The 19,325-nt window shown below is 41.3% G+C and carries 15 protein-coding genes and 1 pseudogene; 2 read left to right on the top strand and 14 right to left on the bottom strand.

The annotated features are described in order from the left end of the window. Positions 1-102: 102 nt before the first annotated feature. The 3 genes from AC0YNZ_RS15140 to AC0YNZ_RS15130 all read right to left on the bottom strand — a co-directional run bounded on the left by AC0YNZ_RS15140 (position 103) and on the right by AC0YNZ_RS15130 (position 3,719). On the bottom strand, positions 103-1,560 hold the full coding sequence (locus AC0YNZ_RS15140) for a GT-D fold domain-containing glycosyltransferase (protein WP_475827398.1): 1,458 nt from the start codon (positions 1,558-1,560) through the stop codon (positions 103-105). A gap of 5 nt (positions 1,561-1,565) precedes the next feature. Further along, positions 1,566-2,387, bottom strand: coding sequence for a glycosyltransferase family 2 protein (locus tag AC0YNZ_RS15135; protein ID WP_475827397.1), 822 nt, complete (start codon positions 2,385-2,387; stop codon positions 1,566-1,568). Between the two features lie 132 nt (positions 2,388-2,519). Continuing rightward, entirely contained in the window at positions 2,520-3,719 is a 1,200-nt protein-coding gene (locus AC0YNZ_RS15130) for a GT-D fold domain-containing glycosyltransferase (protein WP_475827396.1), read from the bottom strand. A gap of 205 nt (positions 3,720-3,924) precedes the next feature. Between AC0YNZ_RS15130 and AC0YNZ_RS15125 the strand changes: the two genes are divergently transcribed. Beyond that, positions 3,925-4,647: a GT-D fold domain-containing glycosyltransferase gene (locus AC0YNZ_RS15125; RefSeq protein WP_475827395.1), complete on the top strand. Its 723-nt coding sequence runs from the start codon at positions 3,925-3,927 to the stop codon at positions 4,645-4,647. Between the two features lie 60 nt (positions 4,648-4,707). Here AC0YNZ_RS15125 and AC0YNZ_RS15120 read toward each other — a convergent pair whose 3' ends face one another. Together AC0YNZ_RS15120 and AC0YNZ_RS15115 are read right to left on the bottom strand one after the other, a co-directional pair. Beyond that, positions 4,708-5,604 (bottom strand): glycosyltransferase, encoded by an 897-nt coding sequence (locus AC0YNZ_RS15120; protein WP_475827394.1) that lies wholly within the window; start codon positions 5,602-5,604, stop codon positions 4,708-4,710. A 14-nt stretch (positions 5,605-5,618) separates the two neighbouring features. Next, positions 5,619-6,446 (bottom strand): NHL repeat-containing protein, encoded by an 828-nt coding sequence (locus AC0YNZ_RS15115; protein ID WP_475827393.1) that lies wholly within the window; start codon positions 6,444-6,446, stop codon positions 5,619-5,621. 260 nt (positions 6,447-6,706) lie between these two features. On the opposite strand from AC0YNZ_RS15115, the gene AC0YNZ_RS15110 reads away from it, so the two are divergent. After that, the gene (locus AC0YNZ_RS15110) at positions 6,707-7,834 is read left to right on the top strand and encodes a YheC/YheD family endospore coat-associated protein (RefSeq protein ID WP_475827588.1); all 1,128 of its coding nucleotides are present in this window, start codon (positions 6,707-6,709) and stop codon (positions 7,832-7,834) included. Between the two features lie 64 nt (positions 7,835-7,898). Here the strand turns inward: AC0YNZ_RS15110 and AC0YNZ_RS15105 are convergent, their stop codons facing one another. The 9 genes and pseudogenes from AC0YNZ_RS15105 to AC0YNZ_RS15065 form a co-directional block, all read right to left on the bottom strand. Beyond that, positions 7,899-8,786 carry a glycosyltransferase family protein gene (locus tag AC0YNZ_RS15105; protein WP_475827392.1) on the bottom strand — a complete coding sequence of 296 codons (888 nt, stop codon included), beginning with the start codon at positions 8,784-8,786 and terminating at the stop codon, positions 7,899-7,901. A 288-nt stretch (positions 8,787-9,074) separates the two neighbouring features. Continuing rightward, a complete protein-coding gene (locus tag AC0YNZ_RS15100; protein WP_475827391.1) occupies positions 9,075-9,791 on the bottom strand; it encodes an acyltransferase in 717 nt (238 codons plus the stop codon). 8 nt (positions 9,792-9,799) lie between these two features. Beyond that, complete coding sequence (locus AC0YNZ_RS15095) at positions 9,800-10,903, bottom strand: DegT/DnrJ/EryC1/StrS family aminotransferase (RefSeq protein WP_475827390.1); 1,104 nt, start codon at positions 10,901-10,903, stop codon at positions 9,800-9,802. A gap of 4 nt (positions 10,904-10,907) precedes the next feature. Beyond that, positions 10,908-11,981 (bottom strand): annotated as a pseudogene (locus AC0YNZ_RS15090) (Gfo/Idh/MocA family protein). A 239-nt stretch (positions 11,982-12,220) separates the two neighbouring features. After that, positions 12,221-13,825: a glycosyltransferase family protein gene (locus AC0YNZ_RS15085; RefSeq protein ID WP_475827389.1), complete on the bottom strand. Its 1,605-nt coding sequence runs from the start codon at positions 13,823-13,825 to the stop codon at positions 12,221-12,223. A gap of 223 nt (positions 13,826-14,048) precedes the next feature. Further along, entirely contained in the window at positions 14,049-14,765 is a 717-nt protein-coding gene (locus tag AC0YNZ_RS15080; protein ID WP_475827388.1) for an acyltransferase, read from the bottom strand. Positions 14,766-14,773: 8 nt separating this feature from the next. Beyond that, complete coding sequence (locus tag AC0YNZ_RS15075) at positions 14,774-15,877, bottom strand: DegT/DnrJ/EryC1/StrS family aminotransferase (protein ID WP_475827387.1); 1,104 nt, start codon at positions 15,875-15,877, stop codon at positions 14,774-14,776. Between the two features lie 4 nt (positions 15,878-15,881). Continuing rightward, positions 15,882-16,955, bottom strand: a complete 1,074-nt coding sequence (locus tag AC0YNZ_RS15070) for a Gfo/Idh/MocA family protein (RefSeq protein ID WP_475827386.1) — start codon at positions 16,953-16,955, stop codon at positions 15,882-15,884. Positions 16,956-17,342: 387 nt separating this feature from the next. Then, positions 17,343-19,127: a glycosyltransferase family protein gene (locus tag AC0YNZ_RS15065; protein ID WP_475827385.1), complete on the bottom strand. Its 1,785-nt coding sequence runs from the start codon at positions 19,125-19,127 to the stop codon at positions 17,343-17,345. Positions 19,128-19,325: the final 198 nt, after the last annotated feature.

The raw sequence follows: 19,325 nt of genomic DNA, 5'->3' as shown, positions 1-19,325 counted from the left end.
GCAGCTGGCTTGATCCTATTAAGCAAAAGTGAATTTGTATAAATAATATATGTGTTTCATATAGATTAGGTATGGACGACATAACATTTGTATTAATGTAGACTAAATAGTATTCCGGTGAATGAAAACATCATTGGCTACCCACAGTTTTTTTCCGCTATTCATCGTTCGCACACTAAAATCATGAGCATCGCCGCTGAAGAGACTATACCGGTTATCAAATCTACCGATTCTTTCTATTAAATTCCGATGAAACATTAAGCATACATCACTTAGCATTTCGGCTTTATATCCCTGTCTGCTATGCTTTTCCGACCACTGCGCTGCAAAATCATTCATTTCTTCCATTGTTTTGTACGGGAGCTGCTTCAGTGCTTGATGGTTACTTCCATAGTTTGTACGAACTCCAACCATTCCGATAGTTGAATCTTCATGCAACCACCAGAGCATCCGGGACAGCCAATCTTTAGTGACAATTGCATCGTTACTGAGCAAAACGATATATTCCCCTTTTGCAGCAAGAAAACTTTGATTATATCCCTCTGCCCATTCATTGAAAACCTTATTCGCGATGACCGTTGCATTCGGAATCGTTTTGAAGTACTCTAGTGTACCATCCAAAGATTCATTATCGACGAGCAAGTATTCGAGTTTGTTCGGAGTATGCCGACTGATACTTCCAATACATTCTTTTAAATATTTTAATCCTTTATGTGCCGGAATGACGATCGAGACCATGCCTGGCGTATAATCCGGGCAAGATGCTATTATCCTATCCTTAAGATTTCCAAGTTTATTAATAATACTGACACTGCTCTTCTCTGCCGAAGTTGCCGGTTTGTTGAATATTACTTTGGGGCCCTTTCCAAAATCAATCGCAACTTTACCAGTTAATCGTGCCACTTCGGGCGCCAGAACAACAGCGTTCACGCCGCAGGATATGAGAGCAAGATCAAACTTGTCTTTCATTCCCTTAACGGTCTTCAACGTTCTGCTTATTTGCTTAAAATGTATAAATATAATTGTTCCGGCAATTTCCATATTATACGGGTCGCTTTGAAGCACTTCTTTTAATTTTTTGGCATGCTCCGTAATCAATAAAATTCTTTTGCCTCTCAGCACTTCCCAAAATTCCTGCTTGCTTGCAAACTCGCGGTTGATGAAAGCATCACAAGTAAAACGCGGCTTGAGTTTGTAATAACGGAATATTTTATTCGTTAATGGCCGTCTTACTCTCTTCGGAGCTTTTATCTTATCTTTAATTGGTAAAATCCCTACAATATCGGCTTTCCTGACAGAATGAACCATTTGATTTCTTAGCTTCAGATTCGGGAGCGTGACCCCTTTTTCTTTATGTCCGAGACGCGCACTGCGTGTTCTGACCGGATTATTTGCCCGTTTTGCCCACGGTGTCCTCAATACCTCTTTAAGGCTCCATACCGATTTTTGCGCCATTATAACATTTTCCCCGTCACCGATTCTGATCAGCGAAAAAGGCCGATGATGATCCAATGCCTCTTTAATCCTTGCAAGCACTTGCTCGCCATTTAGTTTGGCCATGTCATTTATTCACCTCTCTGCCTGCTTATACGTTTTTTTATTTTTTTTACAATGAGGTAACCACTGCTTGTGTAACCAAAAACAGGTTGGTGACGGTTCCCCCATTTTTTCAGATAGGTGAGTACAAGCCTTTTTCTAAGCACGTTGCGTTTTTTGATGTTATTAGCGCCCGTAAGCTGATTGCCGTGCTTTAAAGCGTTATATAGATTCTGATTTACCCAGTGATGCGGAAAACGATCTATAAGCTTCATGCACATACGCCGGTCCTCCATAATTCGGCCTTCGTAGGGATCATTAATGTCCCATCCTCCCGCTTCTTTAAGTGCCGCGGTTTTATAGCATCTCGGTGTTAACATAAAGTCGAAATTGATAAGAAACTCCATTTTGGTTTTATATTGTCTATGTCTTATATTTTTCTTCAGGGTTAATTTCCCTTTGTTCTCCAACCACAGCTTAGAGTTCCCATAGACTAATGCCGCTTCCGGGTGTGCCCCGCAGGCATTTGCCAATATTTCGAGGGCATTGGGTTCAAGCCAATCGTCCGAATCCAACTGGACTAAATAGGGTGTTATAACATGCTTCATAGCAATGTTCAACACTTTCGAAATACCAACATTTGTTTTTAGATTAATGAGGCTTATAGATCCTTCCATTGTAAATTTCGAAGCAATAGCAGCAGAACCGTCGGTAGAAGCATCATTGATAATCAGTATTTTCCAACCCTTATAAGTCTGACGAATTACGCTTCTAATCGCTTTAGCGACATACGATTCACGGTTATACAAGGGAATAACAACTGTGAATAGAGGCTTTATATCTGCCTTCAAAAATAACCACGCCTTTCTCCCGAAGGAAGTTTAAATTTAAGGATAATAATGCTTCTTTCGGTCAATGCGATGAACAAAGACATCGTTAGCTACCCACAATTTTTTCCAGCAATCATGGTTCGAATAAAAAAATCACTCTTGCATGGTTTTATACCGGATATTTGCTACCTGTTGATTGTTATCCGCCAAATTTGTCCGGACCCCGACTATTCCGATAGACGGGTCTGTCTGCAGCCACCTAAGCATTCTGGGCAGCCATTCTTTCGTTACTATCGTATTCTCATTAAGCAGCACCAGGTATTCCCCTTTGGCTGCACTCACACCTTGATTCATAGCTTCCGTGTTTCCCTTTGTTACTCTATTAACAATGACCGTAGACCCTGAAATGCTTTGAAAGTACTCCGCTGTCCCATCTGAAGAACCATTATCAACAAGTACTAACTGGGTATTTTTAGGTGAATGCCGTTTGATACTCTCGATGCAGTCTTTCGTGATTTCCAAGCTGTTGTGATTCACTATGACGATGGAGACCATACCCGGAACATACTGCGAGGCGAGAGAATTCAAGCTATTCTCAATTCCATTGTTATTTTTTTTTTTATCATCAAGATTGGTATTGGTTCCAGTTATCTTTTTTTTAAAAACCTTATGATGTCCTTTGCCGAAATCAATCGCCACTTTTCCGGTTAATCGTGCAATTTCGGGTGCAAGGACAACCGTATTAACACCGCAAGATATTAAAGCAACATCAAAATGGTCTTTCATCGAATCTACTTGTTCCAATGCATGACTCATTTGATTATTATCCTTAAATACGATAATTCCGGCGATATCCATGCTATAGGGATCACTTTGAAGCACTTCTTTTAATCTCTCAGCATGCCGTGTGATCAGAAGAACTCTGCGGCCTCTCAGCACGTCCCAAAATTCCTTTCGGCCTGCCAAAAAGCGGTTAACGACAGCATCGCAAGTATAGCGGGGCTTTAGCTTATAATATCGGAATATTTTATTTGTAAGCGGACGCTTTAATCTTCTTGGCGCATACGTTCTTCTGTCTCCGGGCGGAAGAATTCCCACAATATCAGCATTTTTAATCGCTCGGATCATCTGGTCTCTTAGCTCTAGATTTGGAAGTCGAACGCCCTTCTCTCCGCGGTTAGCCCTCTTTGACCATGGTTCCCTGAGTACAGACTCCATCCTCCATACTGATTTTTGCGCCATAACAATATTCTCTCCGTCACCTATTCTCACCATGGAGAACGGCTTCTGATGATCCAAAGCATGCTTTATTCTGGCTAGCACTTTTCCCCAACTCAAGTACATTAAAACCATTTCCTCTCCAGAAAATGTTCTCGCTAGGACATCATATGAAAGATAGTGTTGATATTCTTGTGCAGGTTTACTCTATTCAGTAAACTTTCGTCCTATTTTTTGAGCACATTTTACTTGCGGCAAACCAAAAGAAGGGGAGTGGCACAAGAACCACTACTGTTTCTTTCATATATTATGTAGTGAGAAAAACACATAAGGAGAGGGAATGATCGTGACGAATCTGAAATGGAAGCAGGTATTGAGTAGGATCAAGCATGCTTTGGATAATCATCAGCCGTTCTCCATGGTGAGAATAGGCGACGGTGAAAATATTGTCTTAGCGCAAAAGTCCGTGTGGGATATGAAGACTGTACTCAGGGAGCCTTGGGCGAAGAAAGCCAATAGAGGGGAAAAGGGCGTTCGACTTCCGAATTTAAAGGTAAGAAATCAAATGATACGCTCGATTAAGAAAGCAAATGTTGTCGGGATTCTTCCTCCCGGGGATAATAGAACGTATGCGCCAAAGAGATTGAAACGTCCGCTTACAAATAAAATATTCCGATTTTATAAACTAAGGCCACGCTATACTTGCGATGCCGTCGTTAACCGTTTTTTGGCTGGACGGGAGGAGTTTTGGGGAGTTTTGAGGGGGAAAAGAGTTCTTATCATTACAGAGCAAGCTGTTAAATTAAAACAAGCGCTTGTCAGGGATCCATATCGGATGGATATTGCCGGAACGATCGTATTTTCTGATTATAAGCAAATGAATAAGGCATTAAAGCGGGTCAAGGCAATGAAAGATAAATTTGATGTTGCTTTAATATCCTGCGGCGTTAATTCTGTTGTGCTGGCACCCGAAATCGCACGTTTAACCGGAAAAGTAGCTATTGATTTCGGTAAAGGACATCTTGTCGTTTTCAAGAAAAAGAATATTGCAAGGAAGAGCTAGTATTATGCATGGATAGTATACAAGAAGACCCTACAATTCGAGTTGTAGGGTCTGGTTTCATTAAAATATAATACCAAACTTATGCATATACCAATCATCATCATGGATACGTCTTTCAAAATATTTACGGCGCTGTTCTAACACGTCACTTTCAAGAACTAGTTCTTCTATCAGCAGCGGATTAGAATATTTGATCAATTTTTTGCATTTTCCTATGCGCTCTTCATTAAAATGGCTGTACGCCATTCGCATCAAATTGTAATTCAAATCTTCCCAAGTAAGCACAAAAGGCGGACTGCCCGCACGAAATACATGCTGAATCTTGACATCCGGCAGAACGTAGCATCGATAACCCATAAGCCATAACTTCAGCGAAATTTCCTCATCTTCCCGGCCCCAAACCCGAAAGCCTCTTTCGAACCCTTCAATATCAAAAAAAACTTTTCTGGCTATCGCCAAACATCCTCCTGCCAAATGGGGCGAAGGAAATCTCTTTTTGCGTCCGGGGTTCCACTTTGGTTCTAATTGTTCGGTCCAACTGTATCCATAACCAATATTATCCGGATTTTCAGCATCGGCAATACCCGGATTGGTAGCGTGCGCAACCCCGGATCGAATCGGTTCAATCAGACGGTCGATCCATAAGTCTTCGTAGAAAAGATGGGCATCGCAAAATATCAAATATTCCCCGATCGATTGTTCTGCACCGATATTCCTTGCCATTGCGGCACCGACTCCATCAGAATGAATCAATTTAATATTCTCTTTAAGCTGTAAATTTTCAAGAAACTCGCAGCATCCATCAATTGAATCATCATCTACAACGATAATTTCAAAAGAATAGTTGGTTTTCGTATTAAACGCAGATTGAATCGTATTTTGTACATGGTTTCCTTCATTTTTCGCTGGAATAATAAGTGATACCAATGGCAGTCTTTGTGTTGCAAATCCATTCACTCCTTCGGAGCGCTTTACTTCCCTTTTCCTGGCCTTGGAGTGGTTGTTCCGACGGTGATTTCTCCTTTAATCGACAACCCCGTCACCCTAGCTCCGGCGTTGAATTGCTGCAGAATGGCGCCTGTTGCGATATTAAACTTGAAGACATTACCCGTATTAATGTCCGCACTCCAGAATGAGGTTCCGTCAGGATCCAGGTTCAAGGCGAAAAATTGAGTCTGTCCTGGCACCGAATAGGTCTGAATTACAGCCCCGCTGGAGTTAAGACGCAAAATTTGCGAACTGGCTGCCACAAGCACTTCTTTATTGGGGCGTATACGAAGTCCAAATGCAGGGCTGCTGGGGAGGGTTGCAAAGTTTGAGAGCGGCGTATTTGTCATTACATTGAATCGCCTGATAAGATTGCCTTCCGAGGTATAGAAAATGGTTTTCTGGTCTGCAGCCAGGTCAATCCAGTCGCTGCCTCGGGGTCCCGTAGGTACATCAAAGGATGCTAACGGTGTCCCGTCCGGTTTGAACTTCCGGATATCCCGGGTTCCGTCTGCTTGCCCTACATAAAAATTTCCCAAGGCGTCGAAGACTATGGACTCGGGGTCCGCATTTAAGCCGCTGACAACATTACCTACCAAGTTACCATTGGGATTGAACTTCGTGACAGTATTCCCGTTAAAGGTAGTCACATAAAAATTGCCTACCGTGTCAAAAGCCCCTCCGGTGATTTCAGGCGCATTCGTGCCCGTATTCAAGATCTGATTGAGGGTTCCGTCTGGATGCCGCCATTGAACTCTTCCATTGGTAATGGAGACAAATATATCTCCTGTACTGAAAACGGGATGCAACACGTACCACTCCTTTTATATACGATTCAAAATGCCAATTTTTCGTTCGTTTTCAATTCGCTTTAGTCTTTTATTTCCTTTCCGCTAATTACAATATGACAGCTAACAGAAATTGTAGTGGGCCTCTATAACTGCTTATTTAGTTTTTAATTTTTCTATATTGCCGAAACTACCCTACACTGGATATCCGTCCGGTCCAATTAAGATGATCAGACATATTCATAATATAATCTGCAAGGATAGGAGGGATTCGGGTGCAACAAATGTATCAGAAAATTCCCGTTATCGGAATCTGTATGCCGAACAATCGTGAGCTTCTTAAACTGCAAATGAAATCAGATAAAGGTATGTACGGTCAAATGCACGAACGGTTGAAAAGATATCCTGATAAAGATGCTTCTTTCATCATGTTTACTTGGTGGGATCTGAATTTTAAAAAGAAAAACGTCAGAGGATTTCTTTATGACCAAGAAAAAGGATGGAAAGAAGGAATATTCCCCTTCCCCAACGCTGTCTACCTTCGTTGCAACGTTCAAAACAAAATATTGGAACAAATTCAAAAAGCCATTGGGCCAAAAGTGTTCAATAGCTTCATATTTAATAAATGGCAAGCGTGGAATGTGCTAGCGGAGTATCCTGAAGTGAAGACTCATCTTCCACAGACCCGGAAAGCTGAGAATGAAACCGGCCTTCGACAGTTTTTGGCAGAACACAAAGATATATTTCTAAAACCTATTAACGGGTACGGAGGAATGGGAATTATCCATGCCTCACTGCAACAAAAAGGAAATATCAAGGTGATCTATCAAAATAAGAAAACAACCATGATCCAAACATTTAATTCTTACAAAACATTGTGGAATTGGATACCGAAACTTTGCCCGGACAGTTACATTATGCAAAAATCGATCCGAACGGTATCTTTGCAAAATAAGCCGACCGATATCCGGTTGAATATGAATAAAAACCGCCAAGGAGAATGGGAAGTATCAGCGTTATGTTTCCGCCAAGCCATAAATGGCAGCCATGTCGGAGCCGGAAGAGGGGTTCTCTATTCACCAATGCACACCATACAATTCTTGAAGGAAATCTATGCGAACGATCAAAGTAAAGTGGAAGATACTGTACAAACTATTGTGGATTTGGGTTACAAAATATGCCGTGCACTAGACGAATCCCCTCATCATATGGCGGACCTCGGTATCGACTTGGGGCTTGATAAAGACAGGAAATTGTGGATATTTGAGGTTAATCCGATGCCTAGTCCGTTCGGCGCAGCGGTTCACGACCATTCACACACAAGGCCTCTCGAATACGGGATCTACCTGGCCGGTCTTGACGATACTGTCTTGCCCCATGATGGAAATAAGGAAAAACGCCGAAACGAATAATAAATATATAACATGGCAAAAACCTGTCGCATATTAACACGCGGCAGGTTTTGGTCCTAAATCCCTATTTGCGATTCAGCAAAGCTCTAACGTCCGCTATAAATTGTTGCGCCCGGACTTGATTGGAATGATATTTGTAAATAAAGTTGTAACCGTTTCGTGTGATTCTTTCTCTTGCGCGTTTATTTCTTTGAAAATACATTGCTTTTTTATAAAAATTCTTTCTATTACATGCTACATAGTTTACTTTATCCTTAAAGCCGAGATCATTAAGATCACGATTGGGTTCCGCCAGCATCAAGGTTTTGCATCCCGGAAGTTCAAAAAACTTAGCGACAGGAATCTTTAAGTCACTCCCGCAAGTAAATGATATTTGTGACCGGTTGATAACTTTGGCATAATTATTGTTAATAAGAAGACCTCGTCTGGCGCGAGCCCGGTGCCCCGGATGCTTAAAGTTAACGAATCCTTTTACTTTGCTCATTCTTCTCAGAACCGCTTTTCTAAATTTATATTGTGGTTTGATCAAGCCTAACAATGAGAACTTTATATTTTTCTTTAGCTTATAATCTTTGATAACATTGGGATTGATAGCAAATGGCGACCATCTAAATTTGGATTTACTTTCGGGAAAGGTATTAAGAAACGGATATTTGCTTACCGAGAAGATTAAATCCGGTTTCGCGGTTTTACGAAAATATGCTCTTCTGGATTTTTTATTCCAGTGAATGTCCATCACGTAACAACCTTTTGGTATTTTCACCTTATCAAGGTTTGTAATTTTGGGAGCAAACGCATAGTTCCATGCAATATCATAATGGAATATAAAGTCAGGTTTCATTTTAATTTTTTTTAAAATGTCAAAAATATTTCCGTTTCTGTGCCAATATTGAACATCCGCAACCTTTTCTAAAGCCTTGATACTATCATATTTATGCTGATGTTTGGGCATTGTTTTGGTAAATGGCTTTACTAGGATCAGTATCTTTAATTTCCTGTCCAGAGATGTAGCTCCTCTCTTATCATTCGTTATATCCGACCCAGCTATTTTTGTATTTTCAATAAACTGTTTGATATATGCAATAACTTGCTGTGCTCTTACCTGGGATAGACGTTCTGTTATTCATATTACCTTGGGGAACAGCCATTGCAGCAGATAGCAGTCTGATACTTACCATGTATTCAGGAGGGGGATCGTTTTTTTATTGCTTAAAGAAATGCATACGTTATTTTCATTATGCTATTGGTTTTCCAACCATTGCTCGGGCGGAACATCCCTAATTTTGCGGGCTGGTGAGCCAGCTACAAGTTCTTTCGACTTTACATCTTTCGTAACGATACTTCCGGCAGCGACAACGCCGTCTTCCTCAATAGTCTTACCTGGAAGAATTGTCGCATTCGCACCTATTCTCCCTCCTTTTTTGATCATTGCTCCTTTGAATTTGCCGAATCGTTCCTTCGTTCGAGCCAAATAATTATCATTTGTTGTGACAACGCACGGAGCAATGAATACATTATCTTCCAAAGTGGAGAATGCGCAAATATAACAGTTGGTTTCAAGCTTGCAGTTGGCCCCGATCGTACAATCGTTCTCTACCGCCACCCCGCGACCGATGATCGTTTTTTCTCCGATGATGACTCGTTCCCGAATGGTTGCTAAATCCGCAACGAAAACATCGTTTTCCATGAAGGCATTCGCATAAACAATGGAAGAGGTCCCGATAATGCAGCGATCTCCGATGATTGCGGGGTGAAGATAGACCTGGTTTGTTGTCGTCGCGGAATTGCGTGCTTTCATCGGTTTCTTGCCGATTACCGCATGATCGTGAATGACGACATGGTTTCCAATGATAGTACCGTCGTGTATGACAACATGATGGCCGATCACCACATGTTCGCCAATGGTTACGTTTTCTCCAATCACTACATACTGTCCCAACGTTAGATTTTGACCCATCGCACACCTCAACCCTTTGTCAATTGTTGGACTTTCTCAATGATATAGACTTGTTGTTCTTCCGTTAAATGTGGAGACATCGGCAATGCTAAGGAGCGTTCACATACTTTCTCTGTTACCTTGAAATCCCCTGGCTTATATCCCAAATAGGCAAGCGCCTTTTGGAGATGCAGCGGGCAAGGGTAGTAGTGCCCGGTAGAGATGCCGGCCTGCTGTAATTGATCAGCTATTTGTTCACGGTTGTCGCATTCGACAGCATACAAATGAAAGACGTGATCTACATTGGCATCTACAATTGGAATTCTGAGTGTGGTATGTTCAAGGTGTTTGGCATAGAAGGCAGCTATCTGTTGACGTTTGGCATTCCATTCCTGCAGTTTGCTCAATTTCACCCGAAGGATAGCGGCTTGTAGCGAATCCAGCCTGCTGTTATATCCGACCACATCGTGATAATATTTGCGTTTACTTCCATGGTGACTGAGAAGCCTAATTCGATCAGCCATTTTCTCGTCATTCGTAACGACAATGCCTCCGTCTCCATAACCGCCCAAATTTTTCGTTGGGAAAAAGGAAACACATCCGATCGTTCCAAGAGCGCCAATCGGTTTGCCTTTATAGCCGGCTCCCAATGCTTGGCAAGCATCCTCGATAATCGCAAGATTATGCCGTTCAGCCATATCGTTAAAGGCATCCATATCTGCCGGATGACCGAAAATATGAACCGGAATGATGGCCTTCGTTTTTGAGGTGATTTTCTTTTCCGTCTCCTCGGGAGACAGGTTATACGTTCGCTCGTCGATATCGGCGAATACGGGAATGGCACCTCGCCGTGCGATAGCCTCTGCCGTCGCAAAGAAAGTAAATGGCGTTGTAATGACCTCATCGCCCGGTCCGACCCCGCATGCTTCCAAAGCCAAAACCAAGGCATCGGTACCGTTTGCGTTGGAAACCGCATATTGGGATTGTGTAATGGATGCAATGTCTTTCTCCAAAGCTTCCACTTCAGGCCCGGATATATAAATCCCGCTATCGAAAACCCGCTCTGTCGCTTTTAATATCTCCTTCTTAAGTTCCAGGTACTGGGCATGCAAATCGATTAAAGGAACAATCAACGAATTACCCTCCTTTATTTTTCAATACCATATTTTTCATGTCAAAATGATCGAGCGGCAGTTGAACCGACACTCCTTCGGATATGGACTTGTATATGGCCAGTACAACCTCCAATGAATCCAACGATGTTTCTACAGAAACCAAGGGAAATGTACCTGTTCTAATCGCATTTAAAAGGTCTTTATACAATGGAGTATGGGATATTTCATCCGTTCGCAATAGTACACCTTCCCCCTCCAAATGATCGTCATCAAATTTCCAGTTTTTCAGTTCGTTTAATCTTCCGCCTTCGAGCGATACCGATCCCCTCTCGCCGAACAAGCTAAGCGAAGTCAGCAAGCTCTAGGGATAGACACAGGATGATGCTTCGACGAGACCGGTGGCTCCGTTTGCGAACTTCAAGCCTGCAGCTCCCATATTTTCCACATGCAAGGGTTGCGTGAATGTATCCGCTTTCCCGTATACCGAAACAACAGGCCCCATTAGCCATTGAAGAAGATCGATGTAATGTATACATTGATTCATGAACAATCCGCCCCCTTTTTGCCATGAATCACGCCAAGGACTAGCGTTATAGTAATCCATATTTCGATTCCAACGCATGGAAACAGTGCCGTGAATCAAACTTCCGAAGCGATCTTCGTCGACGGCCTTCTTTATAGCTTGCATTTGTGACAAATATCTGGTTTGCAATGAAACAGCAAGAATAAGACCACGCTGCTTCGCTTCGGCCGCCGCTTTTCGGGCATCTTGAATCGATAAAGCGAGCGGTTTTTCGACGAGAACGTGTTTTCCCGCTTGAAGAGCTGCAATAGAGAGGGCGGCATGGGTGTGACTGCTGGTTGTAATGGCAATCAGATCAACATCATCTCTGCTTAAGCAATCTTCAATAGTAGTATAGAGTCGTATATTCGGATAATGAGATTTGCATACATCCTCAGCAAAACGATCTAACTGTTGTTAATCGATATCGCACAGTGCTACCAATTCGGCTTCATCTCTTATTTCCAATAGCGAACGTACATGCTTTTGTGCGATATAACCGCAACCTATCAATGCGATTCTAACAGGTTGCATAAGGTACCCCCTTTCGGTTAAGTGAAGCCTCTCAGATTATATTTCGTTTGCATAATAGTATATGAGAGAACGATGAGGCTGGTATGGACAATGTATCAATATTTGTAAAATAGGGAAGGCGGAAATAAGGCTTGCAAAACGGCGTACCTCTATGTTTAGAATAATAGCGAAACGAAGAATGAAAATATAACAACCTGCCGCATTCCAACATGCGGCAGGTTTAAGTTCCTAAATCCCTATTAGAATCCCTCATTGCGTTTCAATAAGTCTTTTATGGCCGTCACAAATTGTTGTGCTCGAACATGGTTGGTATGATATTTGCGAATAAAGTTGTAACCGTTTCGTGTGATTCGTTCTCTTGCGCGTTTATTTCTTTGAAAATACATTGCTTTTTTATAAAAATTCTTTCTATTACATGCTACATAGTTTACTTTATCCTTAAAACCGAGATCATTAAGATCACGATTGGGTTCCGCCAGCATCAAGGTTTTGCATCCCGGAAGTTCAAAAAACTTAGCGACAGGAATCTTTAAGTCACTCCCGCAAGTAAATGATATTTGTGACCGGTTGATAACTTTGGCATAATTATTGTTAATAAGAAGACCTCGTCTGGCGCGAGCCCGGTGCCCCGGATGCTTAAAGTTAATGAATCCTTTTACCCTTCTCATTCTTCTCAGTACCGCTTTTCTGAATTTATATCGTGGTTGGATCAAGCCTAACAAGGAGAACTTTATATTTTTCTTTAGCTTATAATCTTTGATAACATTGGGATTGATAGCAAACGGCGACCATCTGAATCTGGATTTACATTCGGGAAAGGTCTTAAGAAACGGATATTTGCTTGCCGAGAAGATTAAATCCGGTTTTGCCGTTTTATGAAAATAAGCTCTTCTGAACTTCGTATTCCAGTGAATGTCCAACACATAACACCCTTTTGGTATTTTCACCTTATCAAGGTTTGTAATTTTTGGAGCAAACGCATAGTTATAGGCTATATCATAATGGAATATAAAATCCGGTTTTTTGATTTTTTTTAAAATGTCTAGAATATTTCCATTTCTGTTCCAATATTGAACATCTGCGACCTTTTCTAAAGCCCTGATAATATCATATTTGTGCTGATGCTTGGGCATCGTTTTGGTGAATGGCTTTACAAGGATCAGTACCTTTAATTTCCTGTGCGAAGGTTCAGCAATAGCTTTCCTAATATCCGTTATAGCCGCCCGGGCTATTACTGTATTTTCAATAAACTGTTTTATATATGCAATTAATTGCTGAGCTCGTACACGGGATAGATGTTCTGCATTTTTTGTATATTCCGACCCGGAATGGTCATCTTGGGGTTCAGTCATAGCAGCAGGCAGAAATCTGACTCTTCCCTCGTACTCTGGAATGCTCGTTGCGAAGGAATTATGATTTGCCGTAAATATGAGGTCGATCTTACGATCTCGGATGTAGGTACTTTGATCTTTTTCACTTACATGATCGTCAGCCATATAATACCCTTTAGGAATGTCCGCCATATCCAATTCGTTAATGACTGACACAATACTTCTTTCATCCGCCAAATTATAATAAAGAATAAAGTCCGGCTTCATATTGATTTGTTCCACTATATCCAGCATTCTTCCACCTTCGAACCAATAGCGGATTTCTGCAAATTGTTCCATGGATTTGATGTTGTCATAGACTCGATCCGATTTCGTAGTTTCGAAAGGTTTTGTCAGTACCAATATTTTCAATTTTTCCTTATTCGTGATCTGCGCTTTTTCGGATACTGCTTTTCTTTTTAACGGTTTTTTTCTGATTATCGTTTTTTTACTGTTTCTTTTCGGTGTTTTCACTAGTTTCTTCGCTCTTATCTTTTTCACTTTTTTAGGTTTTCGAGCCATCTGTGATCGTGTTCGTGTACGTACTCGCGTTCGCGTTCGTGTTCGTTTCCTCTTTCCTATCACTCTTTCACCTACCTCCCAAACAAATGTACAACTTATTTTCATTGTACGCGAAAGTCCTTTTATGGTAACGGCTATATCCTAGCACAAGTGCGAGGAAGCCAGAAGTCATATTCTATTGATTTTCCAACCATTGCTCGGGTGGAACATCCCTGATTTTGCGGGCTGGAGAGCCTGCTACAAGCTCTTTGGATTTCACATCTTTTGTGACTATGCTTCCGGCAGCGACAACACCCTCCTCGTCAATAGTTTTGCCTGGAAGAATGGTCGCATTCGCACCTATTCTCCCTCCTTTTTTGATCGTTACGCCTTTGAATTTGCCGAATCGTTCCTTCGTTCGAGCCAAATAATTATCATTCGTTGTGACAACGCAAGGAGCAACGAAGACATCATCTTCCAAAGTCGAGAATGCGCAAATATAACTATTCGTTTCAAGCTTGCAATTGGCCCCGATCGTACAATCGTTCTCTACCGCCACCCCACGACCGATAATCGTTTTCTCTCCGATGATGACTCGTTCCCGAATGGTTGCCAAATCCGCAATGAAAACATCGTTCTCCATGAAAGCATTCGCATAAATAATGGAGGAGGTCCCGATGATGCAGCGATCACCGATGATTGCGGGGAGCAGATAGGCTTGATTTGTTGTCGTCGCGGAATTGCGTGCTTTCATCGGTTTCTTGCCGATTACCGCATGATCGTGAATAACGACATGGTTTCCAATGATAGTACCGTCGTATATGACAACATGATGGCCGATCACCACATGTTCACCAATTGTTACGTTCTCTCCAATCACTACATACTGTCCCATCGTTAGATTTCGACTCATCGTACACCTCAGACCTTTGTAAATTGTTGGACTTTCTCGATAATATAGATTTGTTGTTCTTCCGTTAAATGAGGAGACATTGGCAATGCCAAAGAGCGTTCGCATACTTTCTCCGTTACCTTGAAATCCCCTGGCTTATATCCCAAATAGGCAAGCGCTTTTTGGAGATGCAGCGGGCAAGGGTAGTAGTGCCCGGTAGAAATGCCGGCCTGCTGTAATTGGGCAGCTAGTTGTTCGCGTTTGTCGTATTCGACAGCATACAAATGAAAGACGTGATCTACATTGGCATCTTCAATTGGAATTCTGAGTGTGGTATGTTCCAGGTGTTTGGCATAGAAGGCGGCTTTCTGTTGACGTTTGGCATTCCACTCCTGCAGCTTGCCGAGTTTCACCCTAAGGATGGCGGCCTGCAGAGGATCCAGTCTGCTGTTATAACCGACCACATCGTGATAATATTTGCGTTTACTTCCGTGGTGACTGAGAAGCCTAATCCGATCTGCTAATTCCTCGTCATTCGTAACGATAATGCCTCCGTCTCCATAACCGCCCAAATTTTTCGTAGGGAAAAAGGAAACGCATCCAATCGTTCCAAGAGCGCCAATCGGTTTGCCTTTATAGCCGGCTCCCAATGCTTGGCAAGCATCCTCAATAATCGCAAGATTGTGCCGATCAGCCATATTGTTAAAGGCATCCATATCTGCCGGTTGACCGAAAATATGAACCGGAATGATGGCCTTCGTTTTTGAGGTGATTTTCTTTTCCGTCTCCTCGGGAGACAGGTTATACGTTCGCTCGTCGATATCGGCGAATACGGGAATGGCACCTCGCCGTGCGATGGCCTCTGCCGTCGCAAAGAAAGTAAATGGCGTTGTAATGACCTCATCGCCCGGTCCGACCCCGCATGCTTCCAAAGCCAAAACCAAGGCATCGGTACCGTTTGCATTGGAAACCGCATATTGGGTTTGTGTAATGGATGAAATGTCTTTCTCCAAAGCTTCCACTTCCGGCCCGGATATATAAACCCCGCTATCGAAAACCCGCTCTGTCGCCTTTAATATCTCCTTCTTAAGCTCCAGGTACTGGGCATGCAAATCGATTAAAGGAACAATCAACGAATTACCCTCCTTTATTTTTCAAAACCATATTATTCATGTCAAAATGATCGAGCGGCAGTTGAACCGACTCTCCTTCCGATATGGACTTGTATATGGCCAGCACAACCTCCAATGAATCCAACGATGTTTCTACAGAAACCAAGGGAGAGGTTCCTGTTCGAATCGCATTGATAAGATCTTTATACAACGGAGTGTGGGATATTTCATCCGTTCGCATAAGTACTCCTTCCCCCTCCAACTGATCGTCATCAAATTTCCAGTTTTTCAGTTCGTTTAATCTTCCGCCTTCGAGCGAAACCGATCCCTTCTCGCCGAACAAGCTGAGCGAGGTCAGCAGGCTTTGGGGATAGACAACGGATGAGGCTTCAACAAGACCGGTAGCTCCGTTCGCGAACTTCAAGACTGCAACTCCCATATTTTCCACATGCAAGGGTTGCGCGTACGTTTCCGCTTCCCCGTATACCGAAACAACAGGCCCCATTAGCCATTGAAGGAGATCAATGTAATGTATACATTGATTCATGAACAAACCGCCCCCTTTTTGCCATGAATCACGCCAAGGACTAGCGTTATAGTAATCCATATTTCGTTTCCAACGCATGGAAACAGTGCCGTGAATCAAACTTCCAAAGTGACCTTCTTCGACGGCCTTCTTTATTGCTTGCATTTGTGACAAATATCTGGTTTGCAATGAAACAGCAAGAATAAGACCACGCTGCTTCGCTTCGGCCGCCGCCGTTCGGGCATCTTTAATCGATAGGGCGAGCGGTTTTTCGACGAGAACGTGTTTTCCCGCTTGAAGAGCCGCAATAGAGAGGGCGGCATGGGTGTGACTGCTGGTTGTAATGGCAATCAGATCAACATGATCTCCAGTTAAGCAATCTTCAATTGAAGTATAAAGTCGTAGATTCGGATAATGAGGCTTGCAAACATCTTCCGCAAAACGTTCTAACTGTTGTTTATCTATATCGCATAGTGCTACCAACTCTATATCTTCCCCTATCTCCAATAGGGAACGCACATGCTTTTGTGCAATAAAGCCGCAGCCTATTATCGCGATTCGTACCGGTTGCATAAAGTACCCCCCTTCAGTTAAACGAAACCTGTCAGTTTATATTTTATTTGCATAATAGTATATGAGAGTAATATGAACCTGGTATGGACAATGTATCCATATTTAGAAATTAGGGGAACAAAGCGAATAATCACCTAACAAAGACAAATCATCGCAAAAGGGCGATACTATGTTTCTATTACAACAATTTCAACCGATTCCCCCCTTACAACAGATAGATGACAAATAGAAATGAAGATTCAACTATGTTATTGTATGACCGATTCATAGAACTGTTCTGGACGAAATTGCAAACCAGCCAATTAAATCGAAGAGTTTGGTATTTGAAATTTAGCGTAAGCTGATAATAAAGAACCCCGTTAGGGGTCTTAATTTTGTTTATTTCTATCAGTTGGGAAGAACCGCATAAGCCATGCTTTGGTTATTTGCATCTTTTTTCAGAAACACTTCAATAGCAGATACAAGCTGATATGCGCGCAATTCGTTAGTATGGTGTGTCTGAATAAAGTTGTATCCATTTTGAGTAATCAGCTCTCGTTTCAGATGATTGGTTCGATAATACATTCCTTTTTGGTAAAAATCATTTTCATTGCACGCAATGAAGTTTATTTTATCCTTAAAACCCAGTTCCAAGATATCTCGGTTGGGTTTAGCCATTAACAAAGATCTGCATCCCGGTCCTTCAAAAAATTTAGCTACAGGGATCTCCATTTTGCTTCCGCATGTAAAAAACATTTTGCTTCTATTAATCGCGCTCGCATATTCCATATTGATTAGAACGCCAGGGTTTTTTTGAACTTTTTGACCTGGATGTTCGAAATGAACAAAACCGTTAACTGAGTTCATCGTTTCTAGAACCCTTTCCCTGAACGGATATCGGCCGGATGGATGCAGCAAACCCATAAGCGAAAAATCAATGTCTTTTTTTAACTGATAGTCCTTAATAATATCTGTATTAACAGCAAAGGGAGCCCATCTAAATTTATTTTTGCATTTGGGAAAAACATTCAAAAAAGGGTATTTAGTAGCTGAGAAGATTAGATCCGGTTTTGCTATTTTGTTAAAATAAGCTTTTCTTTCATTGGGTCTCCAGTGAATATCAAGCACGTAACATCCTTTAGGTATTTTCACCTTTGACAGATTAGTAATCCTGGGAGCAAAAACATTGTCCCATTCTATATCATAGTGAAAAATAAAATCAGGCTTCATCTTTATTTTTTTTAATATGTTTAGTATATCTCCATCTTTGTGCCAGTAACTAACATGCGCATATCGTTCAATAGCTTTGATCATATCGTATTTATGCTGATGTTTTGGCATTATTTCATCAATCTTTTTTATAAGAACCAAAATCTTTAATTTCTTCTTTTGAGGAAACAACCCCTGTTTGATAAGTGCTGCGAACTTTTTCTTCGTGACACATTCTTTTATAGTTGCAATTAACCGTTGAGCACATTGATCGAAGGCTTTCATACTATCTTCATTATCTTCAGGTTGAATTGGACAAGGCAGCTCTCTGAATCTATCCTCACATTCCGGATAAATCTTCAAAAATGTATGTTTCGACGCTGCAAATAAGAGATCAATATTATTTTTTAAAATATATTTTCTTCGAAAATCAGGACGTTCGTGTATTCTAAGCACGTAACACCCTTTAGGAATGTCAACTTTATCCAGTTTAGTAATTCTCGGAGAATAAGTATTAGAGTCTATATAATCATAATGAAAGATAAAATCCGGCTTCCAATTGAGCTTTGCTAGAATAGCCAGAATATTTCCGTCTTCGGACCAATATCGGATGTCAGCAAATGGTTTCATGGCCTCGATTACTGGATGGTACTGTATTTCCCCCTTGTAATTAAACGGTTTTATGAGTACCAATATTTTCATTCTTTCCAGTTCCATAAATGTACTATTGTACTGAGGGTAATTATTATTAATTGGTTTCTGGCTTCTTATTCTTTTTCTGCTTATGCGATTTAAAGGTTTTCTTCTTACGACTTTTTTTATACTTTTGCTAACCTTACTTTTTCTTATGTTTGTATTCTTTAACATTCGTCTAGTACTTTTTAGTTTTTTTAGTTTTTTTAGTTTTTTTAGTTTTTTAGATCTTTTAGATTTTTTAGATACTGTACGTATTTTTTTTACTTTCCAATTCCCTATTGTGTTCATTTTTTCACCTCTTACTTTGAATGATCTCCTTTCATTTTATGAAAAATGATATTTAACGGAAACGGCGTCCATCACGAATTAGGAATATTATATTCTAAGTAAATGTGTAAAAAAGTGTCCTGCTTTGATAGGTAGTATAATTGTGTAAGCGCATTAAAATGGGACCTTCCCAGTATTCTTTTGGAAAGGTCTCATCAT

It is taken from the genome of Paenibacillus sp. J2L1-98 (assembly GCF_056269405.1).
This window is presented reverse-complemented; position numbering and strand designations above follow the sequence as displayed.